13 protein-coding genes and 2 pseudogenes are annotated in these 12,547 nt (G+C 64.3%); 12 read left to right on the top strand and 3 right to left on the bottom strand.

Going from position 1 to position 12,547, the window contains the following annotated elements; all coding sequences use genetic code 11:
• Nucleotides 1–3 precede the first annotated feature (3 nt).
• A complete protein-coding gene (locus tag H0P51_RS26925) occupies nucleotides 4–1,083 on the bottom strand; it encodes an ATP-dependent DNA ligase (RefSeq protein WP_180915824.1) in 1,080 nt (359 codons plus the stop codon).
• 37 nt (nucleotides 1,084–1,120) lie between these two features.
• On the opposite strand from H0P51_RS26925, the gene ligD reads away from it, so the two are divergent.
• Entirely contained in the window at nucleotides 1,121–2,155 is a 1,035-nt protein-coding gene (gene ligD / locus H0P51_RS26920) for a non-homologous end-joining DNA ligase (RefSeq protein ID WP_180915823.1), read from the top strand.
• A gap of 299 nt (nucleotides 2,156–2,454) precedes the next feature.
• On the opposite strand, the gene H0P51_RS26915 is transcribed toward ligD, so the two are convergent.
• Nucleotides 2,455–3,852: an aldehyde dehydrogenase gene (locus H0P51_RS26915; protein WP_180915822.1), complete on the bottom strand. Its 1,398-nt coding sequence runs from the start codon at nucleotides 3,850–3,852 to the stop codon at nucleotides 2,455–2,457.
• An 80-nt stretch (nucleotides 3,853–3,932) separates the two neighbouring features.
• Here H0P51_RS26915 and H0P51_RS26910 point away from each other — a divergent pair, with 80 nt between their 5' ends.
• The 9 genes and pseudogenes from H0P51_RS26910 to H0P51_RS26870 all read left to right on the top strand — a co-directional run bounded on the left by H0P51_RS26910 (nucleotide 3,933) and on the right by H0P51_RS26870 (nucleotide 10,838).
• Nucleotides 3,933–5,201, top strand: a complete 1,269-nt coding sequence (locus H0P51_RS26910) for an aromatic ring-hydroxylating oxygenase subunit alpha (RefSeq protein ID WP_180915821.1) — start codon at nucleotides 3,933–3,935, stop codon at nucleotides 5,199–5,201.
• 5 nt (nucleotides 5,202–5,206) lie between these two features.
• Nucleotides 5,207–5,536, top strand: a complete 330-nt coding sequence (locus H0P51_RS26905; RefSeq protein ID WP_425488935.1) for a hypothetical protein — start codon at nucleotides 5,207–5,209, stop codon at nucleotides 5,534–5,536.
• Nucleotides 5,533–6,771 carry a metal-dependent hydrolase family protein gene (locus H0P51_RS26900; RefSeq protein ID WP_180915820.1) on the top strand — a complete coding sequence of 413 codons (1,239 nt, stop codon included), beginning with the start codon at nucleotides 5,533–5,535 and terminating at the stop codon, nucleotides 6,769–6,771. The genes H0P51_RS26905 and H0P51_RS26900 overlap by 4 nt, the downstream gene beginning before the upstream one ends.
• Before the next feature lie 18 nt (nucleotides 6,772–6,789).
• Nucleotides 6,790–7,242, top strand: coding sequence for a MarR family winged helix-turn-helix transcriptional regulator (locus H0P51_RS26895; RefSeq protein ID WP_180915819.1), 453 nt, complete (start codon nucleotides 6,790–6,792; stop codon nucleotides 7,240–7,242).
• Between the two features lie 108 nt (nucleotides 7,243–7,350).
• A pseudogene (locus H0P51_RS26890) lies at nucleotides 7,351–7,614 on the top strand (2Fe-2S iron-sulfur cluster-binding protein); the annotation flags it as partial.
• A 35-nt stretch (nucleotides 7,615–7,649) separates the two neighbouring features.
• Entirely contained in the window at nucleotides 7,650–8,354 is a 705-nt protein-coding gene (locus H0P51_RS26885) for an SDR family NAD(P)-dependent oxidoreductase (RefSeq protein ID WP_246398928.1), read from the top strand.
• A gap of 13 nt (nucleotides 8,355–8,367) precedes the next feature.
• Nucleotides 8,368–9,636, top strand: coding sequence for an aromatic ring-hydroxylating oxygenase subunit alpha (locus tag H0P51_RS26880; protein ID WP_180915816.1), 1,269 nt, complete (start codon nucleotides 8,368–8,370; stop codon nucleotides 9,634–9,636).
• Nucleotides 9,633–9,974, top strand: a complete 342-nt coding sequence (locus H0P51_RS26875) for a hypothetical protein (protein ID WP_180915815.1) — start codon at nucleotides 9,633–9,635, stop codon at nucleotides 9,972–9,974. Before H0P51_RS26880 ends, H0P51_RS26875 begins: the two co-directional genes overlap by 4 nt.
• Nucleotides 9,975–9,992: 18 nt before the next feature.
• Nucleotides 9,993–10,838, top strand: a complete 846-nt coding sequence (locus tag H0P51_RS26870; RefSeq protein WP_180915814.1) for a TauD/TfdA dioxygenase family protein — start codon at nucleotides 9,993–9,995, stop codon at nucleotides 10,836–10,838.
• On the opposite strand, the pseudogene H0P51_RS26865 reads toward H0P51_RS26870, so the two are convergent.
• A pseudogene (locus tag H0P51_RS26865) lies at nucleotides 10,772–11,841 on the bottom strand (SDR family NAD(P)-dependent oxidoreductase). The gene H0P51_RS26870 and the pseudogene H0P51_RS26865 overlap by 67 nt on opposite strands.
• Before the next feature lie 133 nt (nucleotides 11,842–11,974).
• On the opposite strand from H0P51_RS26865, the gene H0P51_RS26860 reads away from it, so the two are divergent.
• Nucleotides 11,975–12,358 carry a PPOX class F420-dependent oxidoreductase gene (locus H0P51_RS26860; RefSeq protein ID WP_180915812.1) on the top strand — a complete coding sequence of 128 codons (384 nt, stop codon included), beginning with the start codon at nucleotides 11,975–11,977 and terminating at the stop codon, nucleotides 12,356–12,358.
• 34 nt (nucleotides 12,359–12,392) lie between these two features.
• Nucleotides 12,393–12,530 carry a hypothetical protein gene (locus tag H0P51_RS26855; RefSeq protein ID WP_180915811.1) on the top strand — a complete coding sequence of 46 codons (138 nt, stop codon included), beginning with the start codon at nucleotides 12,393–12,395 and terminating at the stop codon, nucleotides 12,528–12,530.
• Nucleotides 12,531–12,547: the final 17 nt, after the last annotated feature.

The following is a 12,547-nucleotide window of genomic DNA, read 5'->3' as shown; positions in this document are numbered from 1 at the left end:
CCGCTAGTGGGTATCTTCCCTCAGAAGACCAGGCACGATGTCACCCAATCTGAAACTGAGTGGTTCTTCTAGCTGTACGTAGGTGCACGAGCGTGGATCGCGGTCCGGTCGCCAGCGGCTGAACTGGGCGGTGTGCCGAAACCGCGCACCCTCCATGTGGTCGTAGCGGACCTCCACCACCCGCTCGGGACGCAGCGGCACGAACGACAGATCCTTACCCGCATTCCATCGCGAACCCTCGTTCTTGCGTGGCGTGCGTTCGCCGGCCTCGTGTGCGGCCCAGTTCCATGGGTGACTGGCGAAGTCGGTGACCAGCGGCTGCAATTCGGCGAACAGGCGCCTGCGTTCGGCCATCGGGAAGGCGCCGATCACACCGACCGAGGCGAGTTGCCCGTCCTCCTGGTACAGCCCGAGCAGTAGCGACCCGATCGCGTCTGCGCCGGATTTGTGCACGCGGTACCCGGCGACCACACAGTCGGCGGTGCGTTCGTGCTTGATCTTGAACATCACCCGTTTGTCCGGCTGATAGGTGACGCTCAGCGGTTTGGCGACCACCCCGTCCAAACCGGCTCCCTCGAACTCATCGAACCACCGCTGGGCCACTTCGGGATCGGTCGTGGCCGGCGTGACGTGAAACGACGGGCCCGAGTCCGCGAGCGCCTCAACCAGTGCCGCGCGCCGCTCGTTGAACGGGCGCGCGGTGTAGTCCTCGTCATCCAGCGCGAGGAGGTCGAAAGCGATGAACGACGCCGGGGTATGTTCGGCCAGCATCCGCACCCGGGAATCGGCCGGGTGGATGCGTTGTTGCAGCGCTTCGAAATCCAGGCCGTGCGCAGCGGCGATTACAATTTCGCCGTCGATCACGCACCGTGCTGGGAGTTCGCTTTTGACCGCGGCGACCAGTTCGGGAAAATATCGCGTCATCGGCCGTTCGTTGCGACTGCCCAGTTCGACCTCGTCGCCGTCGCGAAAGCAGATGGACCGGAAACCATCCCACTTGGGTTCGTAGGAGGCATCCTTCGGGATTGTCTTCACCGACTTGGCCAGCATCGGCGACACGGGCGGCATGACAGGCAAATCCATTGGTTCATTGTGTCGTGCGGCATGCTGGTAGCCAGACATGGCCGCCAAAGCAGAAGAACTCGACGTCGACGGCATCGCGGTGCGGGTGACGAACCGGGACAAGGTGTACTTCCCCGCCTTGGCTGCCGCCGGCACCAAAGGCCATTTGATCGACTACTACGCGGCGGTGGCCGCCGGCCCGATGCTGACGGCGCTGCGCAACCGGCCCACCCATCTGCAGCGGTTCCCCGACGGCATCGACGGCGAGGAGATCTACCAGAAGCGGGTCCCGCAGCATCACCCCGACTACCTGCAGACGTGCCGGATCACGTTTCCATCTGGGCGCACCGCCGACGCGCTTAAGGTGACGCATCCGGCCGCGATCGTGTGGGCGGCCCAGCTGGGGACCGTCACGCTGCACCCGTGGCAGGTCCGCTGCCCGGACGCCGATCACCCCGACGAGCTGCGCATCGACCTGGATCCGCAACCCGGCACCGGGTTCATCGAGGCGCGCACGGTGGCTGTCGAGGTGCTGCGGCCGCTGCTCGACGAGCTTGGTTTGGTCGGTTACCCGAAGACTTCGGGTGGTCGCGGCGTGCACGTCTACCTGCGGATCGCCACCGATTGGGACTTCATCGCGGTGCGTCGGGCGGGGATCGCGCTGGCCCGCGAGGTCGCGCGCCGTGCACCCGAGGCGGTGACCACGTCGTGGTGGAAGGAAGAGCGGGGTGAGCGCATCTTCATCGACTTCAACCAGAATGCCCGCGACCGCACCATGGCGTCGCCGTACTCGGTGCGGCGCACCCCGATCGCGACGGTCTCGATGCCCCTGACGTGGGAAGAACTTGCCGGTGCCGATCCGGACGACTACACCATGGCCACCGTGCCGGAGCTTGTCTCAGCCCGCGACGACCCGTGGGCGAGCATGGACGATCACGCGCAGTCACTGGCGCCGTTACTGGCGATGGTGGAGGCCGACCAGGAACGCGGGCTGGGGGACATGCCGTATCCCCCGAACTACCCGAAAATGCCGGGGGAGCCGAAGAGGGTGCAGCCGAGCCGGGACACGGACCGCAAGCCGCATTCTGGCTAGCATGAGCGGGATAGACCCCCGCACGGAGCTGCCGTTGCCGGCCTGGAGCGAGTTTGGCGTGAACGGGCTGTTGGCGACCCGCATTGCGGCCGGGACTTCTCGGTGATTGGTTCGATAGGCATCTCGCGCGCGCGAATCGTCCGGCGCCATGAGGTTGGCCCAACCAGACAGTGGATTGCGTTTCGTCCGCAATGTGTCGGCCACGTCCGGATACCAGGTAATCGAGGCAGTGCTATGACCAGGCCCAGAAGCCGCCTTTCACGCCAAACCGATCTGAGCTATGGGCGCCTCCGGCGTGGTCAGAGTCCCGGAGCGACCGCGATCGACTTGGTCTCGAGGTACGCGTCCAGGCCCTCGGGACCAAGTTCACGTCCGTAGCCACTGGCCTTGACGCCGCCGAACGGCGCGAACGGGTCCATGGTGTAGCCCTGGTTGATGCCTAGCGTGCCGGTGCGAATGCGCCCGGCGATCGCCAGCGCCCGGTCGGTGTCGCCGGTCCACACCGATCCGGCCAGGCCGTAGTCGGAGTCGTTGGCGATGGCCACCGCCTCGTCCTCGTCTCGGTAGGCGATAACGCTGATGACCGGACCGAAGATCTCCTCGCGCGCAATGCGCATCGAGTTGTCGGCGTCGGCGAACAAGGTGGGTTTGACGTACCACCCGCGGTCCAGACCGTCGGGCATGTCGCTGCCGCCCAGCACCATTCGCGCACCCTCGCGCCGGCCGATCTCGATGTATTCGCGAACACGGCTCTGCTGGCGCTGGGAGACCAGCGGTCCCAGTTGGGTGGACTTTTCGGCGGGGTCGCCGACGCGCAGGCCGGCCATCTCGGTGGCGAGCGCGTCGACGTACTCGTCGTAGCGCTGCTGCGGTACCAGCACGCGGGAAAGCGCGTTGCAGATCTGCCCGCTGTTGGCCAGGCTGGCCGAACGCACGCCCGCCGCGACCTTCTCCGGAGATGCGTCATCGAGGACGAGAGCGGCGGATTTCCCGCCGAGTTCGAGGCTGACCTTGGTCAGGTTCGGCGCGCAGGCAGCGGCCACTGCTCGGCCGGCCGCCGTGGACCCGGTGAACGACACCTTGTCCAAGCCGGGGTGCGAGACAAGTTGTTCCCCGACGGCACGGTCGCCGGGCACCACATGGACCACGTCGGCGGGCAGGTCGACGGTTTTCAGCATTTCAACGAGAAGCTGTGCGTCCAAGGGTGATTCGGGCGCTGGCTTCAATACGACGGTGCAGCCGGCCAGCAGTGCGGGCACCAGTTTGGCGACGATGAGTAACTGAGGCATGTTCCACGGCACGATGGCGCCAACGACACCTACTGGCTCCTTGCGCACTTGCACGTCGGCCCCGAAGAAGCCGCGCCGGCTTTCCTGCCAGGGGTGGCGCTCGGCCAGGTCGCAAAATGCCCGCATCATCATCGCCGGCAGACCCACCTGGGCGCGCTGGGCGAAGGTGATCGGAGCGCCCATCTCGGCGCTGATCGTCTGGGCCATCTCCTTGCGCCGCTCGTCGTACACGTCGGCCAGTCGGCGGATCACGGCGACGCGTTCGGCCGGTTCGGTGCGTCCCCAGGATTCGAAGGCTGTGCGCGCGGCGGCGACCGCGGCGTCGACGTCGGCTGCGCTGGCCGCAGTGACTTCGGCGATCGGTTGCTCGGTGTGCGGTGAGATGACCTCGAAAACCTGCGATCCCATCAGGAGCCTTTCAGTATCAACTACTTGCGATTCAGGTATCGAGCATATACCGTCGGCGCTGACGGAAGACAGGAGCCGTTATGCCCCGATTTCCTAAGCCGCCGGAGGGCAGCTGGACGCAGCATTATCCCGAATTGGGTACTGGGCCGGTGTCCTACGAAGACTCGATCAGCCCGCAGATTTACGATCTGGAACGCGCGGCGATCTTCAAACGTGCCTGGCTTAATGTCGGTCGCGTGCAACAGCTTCCGCGTAAGGGCAGCTATTTCACCAAAGAACTGAAGGTGGTCAACACCTCGATCATCTTGGTGCGCAATACGTCTGGGAAGATCAACGCGTTCCACAATATCTGCCGGCACCGCGGCAACAAACTGGTATGGAACGACATGCCGCTCGAGGAGACCCGCGGGGTGTGCCGCCAGTTCACCTGTAAGTACCATGCGTGGCGCTACGACCTGGACGGCAACCTGACGTTCGTGCAGCAGGAAAGTGAGTTCTTCGACCTCGACAAGAGCCGCCACGGACTGGTTCCGGTGCACTGCGAGGTCTGGGAAGGCTTCATCTTCGTCAACTTCGCCAAGGAGCCCGAACAGAGCCTGCGCGAATTTCTCGGTCCGATGGTGACCGCTCTGGAGGGATATCCGTTCGACCTGATGACCTCTCGCTGGTACTACCGCTCTGAGGTGAAGGCGAACTGGAAGCTCTACATGGACGCGTTCCAGGAGTTCTATCACGCGCCGGTGCTGCACGCGAACCAGTCGCCGACCGCCTATTCGAAGGCCGCCGCGGAGGCCGGATTTGAGGCACCGCACTACCGCTTGGAGGGGCCGCACCGGCTGGTCAGCACTTCCGGTGTGCGGGCCTGGGAGATGTCGGCGGAGATGCGCAAGCCGATCGAAGATATCTGTCAGAGCGGGCTGTTCGGACCTTGGGATAAACCGGATCTGGGCGAGATGCCGGCCGGCCTCAATCCCGCCCAATGCGAACCTTGGGGTCTGGATTCGTTCCAGCTTTTTCCCAACTTCGTCATTCTGTTCTGGGGGCAGGGCTGGTACTTGACTTACCACTACTGGCCGACGTCCTATAACAGTCACATTTTCGAGGGCACACTGTATTTCCCGCAGCCGCGGACTCCCCGCGAGCGGGTCGCACAGGAACTAGCGGCGGTATCGTTCAAGGAATACGGCCTGCAAGACGCCAACACGCTAGAGGCCACCCAGAGCATGATCGAATCGCGCGTGGTCGACAATTTCGTGCTCAACGACCAGGAGGTCCTGCTGCGACACCTGCACAAGGAAACCGCGGCGTGGATCGAGGAGTATCAACGGACCACCGCCACGAGAGCGTGAACGCGATGCTACCCGTGCTACCAAACGAATTCGCCGATCTGGAGTCGTACGCCGACTGGTGCCTGCCCACCGAGCCGCAGCGCTACGCCAAGCGGCTCGCCAGCTCGATGGTCGAGATGAGGGCCTTCTACGACGCGATCACCCCACGCGCTGAGGAAGCCCTGGCCTACTGCGACAAATTCCCGCTGGACGATCTGCCCGAAGACGCGCTGAACCTGATGCACCTGCTGTATTCGATGATCATGGTGTCGTTCCCGGTGGAGTGCTGGAAACAGCCGCGCGTCCCCGATTCCGGTGCCTCGACCCTGGACTGTGTGTCCGAGCCGTTCCCGTGACCACTGTCCTGAAGGCCGACCGCTGGGCCGACGTAGACGCCGGGATCGTCCGCTCGCCGGGCGTGGTAGTGGTAGACGGCAATAGGATTGTCGCTGTCAATCCCGAAGGGCCGCTGCCGGATTCGGTCACCGTAGTCGAGCTAGGTGATGTGACGTTGCTGCCCGGGTTGATGGACATGGAGCTAAACCTGTTCATCGGTGGCCCCGAGGGGCTGCCTGCGCCGATGCATGGCGTCCAGGACGACCCGGCCTACCGGACATTGCGCGCGGCAATCAACGCGCGCACCACGCTGGACGCCGGCTTCACCACGGTGCGCAACCTCGGGCTGATGGTCAAGACCGGCGGCTACCTGCTCGACGTGGCATTGCAGCGGGCGATAGAACAGGGCTGGCACGCCGGCCCTCGCATTTATCCCGCCGGGCACGCGGTCACCCCGTACGGCGGCCATCTGGACCCGACCGTTTTCCAGCGGCTGGCGCCCGGAATCATGCCGCTGTCGATCGCAGAGGGCATCGCCAACGGGGTTCCCGACGTGATCGCCTGTGTGCGTTATCAAATCCGGCATGGCGCCAAGCTGATAAAGGTCTCCGCGTCCGGCGGGGTGATGTCGCATAGCACTGCGCCGGGGGCCCAGCAATACTCGGACGCCGAGTTCGCCGCGATCGCCGACGAGGCCCACCGCGCGGGCGTGCGGGTGGCTGCCCACGCGGTCGGCGACACTGCGATCCGCGCGTGTATCCGCGCTGGCATCGACTGCATCGAGCACGGCTTCCTGGCCTCCGATGAGACCATCCAGATGATGGCCGATCATGGCACCTTCCTGGTCTCCACTACCTATCTGACCGAGGCGATGGCCATCGACCGGATCGCACCCGAGCTGCGCAAGAAGGCCGAAGATGTCTTCCCGCGTGCAAAAGCTATGTTGCCCAAGGCGATTGCCGCCGGTGTGCGGATCGCCTGTGGCACCGACGCGCCGGCGATTCCGCACGGCCAGAACGCCAAGGAACTCGGTGCACTGGTCGCCCGGGGGATGGCGCCGATGGAGGCGATCCGCGCCGCCACCGTGGTGGCCGCTGAGCTGGTCGAAGCCGAGCACGAGTCAGGCCGCCTGGCGCCGGGATACCTGGCCGACGTGATCGCGGTACGCGGTGACCCGTCGCGCGATATCGCCGTCATCGAGGATGTCTCGTTCGTGATGAAGGATGGGCAGATCTACAAGGCGGAGGCCGCCTGAGTGGGCAGGGAGACGGTTATGGAACTCACCGAGAACATTCTGTGGCTGCTCAAGCAGGCTTTCTACTATTCGCTGACCACCGTGAACGACGCGATAAGCCCGCACGGTGTGAGCACCGCGCAAGTCGGTGTCCTGCGCCAACTTGCGAATGAACCGGGTCTGTCGGGTGCCGAATTGGCCCGACGGCTGTTGATCACTCCGCAGGGGGTGCAGCTGGCCCTCACCGCGCTCGAACGGCGCGGGTTGGTGCAGCGCAAGCCGGACCCCGCGCACAAGCGCATCCTGCACGCCTATCTGACCGACGACGGAAGAAAAGTGGTGGCCGCGGTATTCGCCGATGCGGTGGCCGCGCACGAAGAGGTCTTCGGGGTGCTGAGTTCCGAAGAGAAGGAGACGCTGCGGGAATTACTGGCCCGGGTGGTGGAGAAGGGTACCGGCAATCGGCTTGTCGAAGACCACGTCGAGGAGTGAAGGCTGCTTCCTATATCTAGTACTTGAGATTAATGACAAGTAGTTGATATATTCCTTGGGATGCATGAATATCCGCAGGCCGTCGCCGATGACGTGGCCACCAAGGCGGTGACCATTGAGTTGGATGGACGCAAGACCACCGTGGCCTACGCCGTGGGCGACACCCTGCTGCAGACCGCGCGAATAGCGGGCCTGCGTGCCCCGTCTTCCTGCGAGATCGGTTCCTGCGGAACGTGTATGGCCCGATTGACCGAGGGCGGCGCCCGGATGATCAACAACGATGCGCTCGACGACGACGAAGTGGCGCAAGGCTGGGTGCTCACCTGCCAGTCCCTGCCGACAACGCGCACGGTCCGGGTGGTATACGAGTGAGCCGGGTAGCCGTGGTGACCGGCGGCGCCTCGGGCATGGGTGAGGCGACCTGCCACGAGTTAGGCCGACTCGGGCACCGGGTCGCCGTCTTGGACATCGACGAGGCCGCGGCGCAGCGGGTCAGCGATGCGCTTCGGGCGCAGGAGATCATGGCCATGGGCGTCGGTGCTGACGTCACCGACCGCGCCGCCGTCGAACGAGCCTTCGCCCACGTGCGCACTGAACTCGGACCGGTGTCCGTCCTGGTCACCAGTGCGGGAATGTTCGGCTTCGCGCCATTCGCAGAAATCAGCACTCAGGCTTGGAATCGGATCATCGATGTCAACCTGACCGGCACCTTCCACTGCAGTCAGGTCGCCCTGCCGGACATGGTGGCGGCCAAATGGGGCCGCATCGTGATGATTTCATCATCCAGTGCCCAGCGCGGGTCGCCGTTCGCCGCGCACTACGCGGCATCCAAGGGGGCGGTGATCACCCTGACCAAGTCGCTGGCCCGCGAGTACGCCGCGCACGGGATCACGGTCAATAACATTCCGCCGTCGGGTATCGAAACCCCGATGCAGCACAACGCGCAGGCGGCGGGGTATCTGAAATCCAACGAGGAGATCGCCGCAAACATCCCAGTCGGCCACTTGGGCACCGGCGACGACATTGCCGCAGCGGTGGGCTTTCTGTGCTCGGACGCAGCGGGTTTCATCACCGGCCAAGTGCTGGGCGTCAACGGTGGAGCCGTGATGTGAGGGAGGTTCGGCAATGACGCGAGAGGGCAGGCCGGCGGCGGGTTCCTGGACCGAGCACTATCCCGAATTGGGCACCGGGCCGGTCTCATTCGCCGACTCCACGTCACCGGAATTCTATGAGCTGGAACGCGAAGCGGTGTTCAAGCGAGCTTGGCTCAACGTCGCCCGCGTCGAGGAACTGCCCCGTGTCGGCAGCTATCTGACCAAGGAGATCGAGGCCGCCCGCGTCTCGGTCATTCTGGTGAAGGGCCGAGACGAGCAGATCCGCGCCTTCTACAACATTTGTCGGCATCGGGGAAACAAGTTGGTGTGGAACGACTTTCCGAACGAAGCGACGCGCGGTACCTGCCGACAGTTCACCTGCAAGTACCACGGCTGGCGCTACGGTCTGGACGGCGCACTGACCTACGTGCAGCAGTCCTCGGAATTCTTCGACCTCGACCAGGCTGCGCACGGACTGGCTACCGTGCACTGCGATGTGTGGAATGGGTTCGTCTTCATCAACTTCGATCCCGAGCCGCGGCAGAGCCTGCGCGAGTTCCTGGGCCCGATGATCACCGGGCTGGACGACTACCCGTTCGGCAAGCTGACCGAACGCTACCAGTGGGTTGCGCACAACAACAGCAACTGGAAGATCTTCGCCGACGCGTTCCAGGAGTACTACCACGTGCCGTCGCTGCACCCGCAGCAGGTGCCCCCGGGGGTGCGTGATCCCGACGCCGGATTCACTTGCGGTCATTTTCAATTGGACGGTCCGCACCGATTGGTGTCGACGGCGGGACGGCGCCGTTGGCTGCTGCCGGCCGAATATATGTACCCGATCGAGCGCGCCACCAAGAGCGGACTGGTCGGGCCGTGGCGGACCCCGGACATCGGCGAACTTCCGGCAGGTGTCAACCCCGGGGGTATCGAACCCTGGGGGATCAGCAATTTCCAGATCTTCCCCAACACCGAGATCCTGATTTACGGCGGCTGGTATCTGCTATACCGCTACTGGCCCACCTCCTACAACACGCACCGGTTCGAGGCGTACACCTACTTCCACCCGGCGCGCACCGTACGAGAGCGCATCGAACACGAGGTCGCTTCGGTGGTGCTCAAGGAATTCGCGCTGCAGGACGCCGGCATGCTGGGCGGCACCCAGGCCGCGCTGGAATATGGCATCGTCGAAGAGTTCCCGCTCAACGACCAGGAGATCCTGGTACGCCATTTGCACAAGGTGGTGGTCGACTGGGTCGAGGCTTACCGGCGCGACCAGGCCCTGGCGGCGGCGGGGATATGACGATGCCGGAGCCGTTGCTGCCCAGCGCTTTCGCCGAGCTTGAGGAATTTGCCCAAACCTGGTGTTTAGCAACCGAAACCGAGCGCTGGCACATGAGGACGGCCAGCACCATGGCCGAGATGCGCCGGTTTCACGACGCGTTTCTGCCGCGACTGGAAGAAGCGATCGAGTACTGCGACAAGTTCGAGTTGGACAGCCTGCCCGACGACGCGCTGAACCTGTTGCACCTGATTTATTCCATGATCATGGTGGCCATGGCGGTGGAAATCATGCACCAGATCACGCCCACCGACGCCGCTGATGCCGTCATGATCCGCACCGGCGAACCCCGGCCATGACGAAAGTACGAGGGAACCATGAGTCCGCTCACCATCACCAAGCTCAGTGATTCCGTCGGTGCGGAGGTCACCGGGCTAGACCAGGACCGCTTAGTTACCGACGACACTATCGGCGGGTCGATCTTGGATGCGTTGGAAGACAACGGAGTTCTTGTCTTTCGCAGCCTACGGATTGAGCCGCGGGCTCAGGTCGCCTTCTGCAGTCGTCTCGGCGAGGTCGATTACTCCTCCGACGGGCACCATCCGGTAGCCGGGATTTACCCGATCACGCTGGACCGGTCGAAGAATTCCTCGGCCGTATACCTGAAGGCCACTTTCGACTGGCATATCGACGGTTGCACACCGACCGCAGACGAGTGCCCGCAGAAAGCCACTGTGCTGTCGGCGGTGCACGTCGCCGAATGGGGCGGCGAAACGGAATTCGCGAATGCCTATGCCGCGTATGACGAGCTGACCGACGAGGAGAAGGAACGCTACGGCGGACTGCGTGTTGTGCATTCACTGGAAGCCTCGCAACGGCGCGTCACTCCCGACCCGACCCCCGAGCAGCTGGCGAGGTGGCGATCCCGGCGCACCCACGAGCACCCGCTGGTGTGGACCCACCGCAGTGGCCGAAAATCGTTGGTGCTGGGGGCGTCTGCCGACTACGTTGTCGGCATGGACCTGGACGCGGGCCGGGCCTTACTGGCCGAACTGCTGGGCCGTGCCACCGTGCCCGAGCGGGTGTACAGCCACGACTGGTCGGTCGGTGACACCGTGATCTGGGATAACCGCGGAGTGCTGCACCGCGCGGCGCCCTATGACCCCGACTCGCCGCGGGAGATGTTGCGCACCACAGTGCTTGGTGATGAGTCGATCCAATAGGACCAGAGATTAGGTCGAGTGGTCAGGTGCTGTGCAGTGCCGCGACCGTGTCCGCGATGGTGGTGCGGGCGTCGCGGAATGCGATCCCGAGCTCACGCGCGGCTGGGGCGTCGTCGGACTCCGGCATCTGGGTGTAGTACTGCATTCCGGCGGCGGTGAACGGGTTGTCGAAGGGCAGATACGGCCCGACGAAGTCCAAAACCGTTCCCGCAGCCCGTAATACGGAATCTGGAACGGGAATCGAGATCATCGGGGTATGGGCAGCCTCGCCGAGCATCTTCGCCAGATCTGCGACCGCCACCCGCTCGCCTCCGGCCATATAACGGCGCGGACCGCGACCGGGCTCTAGCAGTGCGGCGTGCAGCGCTGCCACGTCGCGCACGTCGACAACCATCCAGGCAGCGCTGCGGCCTGGAATGGTGTGCATCTGCAGCGCCGCGCGAACACCCTCCCCAGCCTCGCCGAACTGGTCACCCACCGGTGGACCCAGCACCATGCCGGGATAGGTGATGTTGACCGGTGCACCGGCGTCCTGCAGGCCGCGGGCGTAGATCTCGACCTGGGCCTTGGAGGTTCCGTAGCCGTCAGTTCCGCCAACCACCGGCAGGTCGACCGTCAGCGTCTCCAGATTCGGGTGAAACAGGGCGGTGAAGCTCGACACGTGCACTACCGGATCCAGACCCATCTGGACGGCCTGCCCCAGGACGTTACGGGCGCCCTCCATGTTGGTGGCCAGCATCTGCGGGGTCTGCCGGGGGTCGGTGGCGACCAGCGCGGCGCTGTGTACGACGGCGTCGCAGCCTTCGAGTGCTTTTCGCACGGATTCGGATTCTTTGATGTCGCCGATGGCGTAGTCCGACGTATCGACCCCCAACGCAGCGGCCGAGGTCGCCAGACGCTCGGGCTTGCGCACCAGGAACCGGACGGAGTGCCCGGCGTCGACGATGGCTTTGGCAGTCCAGCCGCCGACGAATCCCGTACCTCCGGTGACCAGAACATGCATGCTGGCATTCTGCAACCGGTCTGTGCGGCCGGCCACATCGGGCTGAGGTTTCCAGCCATGACTCCTGGGGTAGTTAAGTTTGTGAAATTTTTAGCCAGACAGTCGACACACTGACCCGGGAGGAAGGCGCAACGTGGCCGTCACCTTCAAAGACGTCGTCAAGTCCAAATACCTGCTGCTGACGACCTTCACCAAGGACGGCCGACCCAAGCCGACTGCGATCTGGGGTGTGCCGGACGGAGACCGGTTACTGGTCATCACCGACGACGACTCTTGGAAAGTCAAGCGGATCCGTAACACTCCACGGGTGACGATCGCCAAGAGCGGCGGCCTGGGCAACCCAAAGAGTGAGGCCGTCGAAGGCGTTGCACGCATCCTGCCGAAGTCGGAGACGCGGCGCGTCTACAACGCGGTACTGCGCCGGTACTGGTATCACGCCTGGTGGTTCTACGTCCACTCGATCGTCCGCGGGGGAATCGACAAGGTGCACGTCGGTCTCGAGGTCAGCCCGGCGTAGCGGTTATCACCGCTGAACCTGCCACCATGGAACGGTGACCACCGCAATCATCGTTGGGACGCTGGTCCTGTTGGGGCTGGGCATCGTAATCAACGGCATGTTCCGACTGCGCGACTGGCTGAAGAACTCACCGCCGCTGCCCCCACCGCCCGACGACGACGAGCCTGACTAGCCCGCGACCGATATAAA

The organism is Mycobacterium vicinigordonae (assembly GCF_013466425.1).
Lineage (GTDB): Bacteria > Actinomycetota > Actinomycetes > Mycobacteriales > Mycobacteriaceae > Mycobacterium > Mycobacterium vicinigordonae.
Note: the sequence above shows the minus strand (reverse complement) of the source record. Positions and strands in the feature narration are given on the sequence as shown.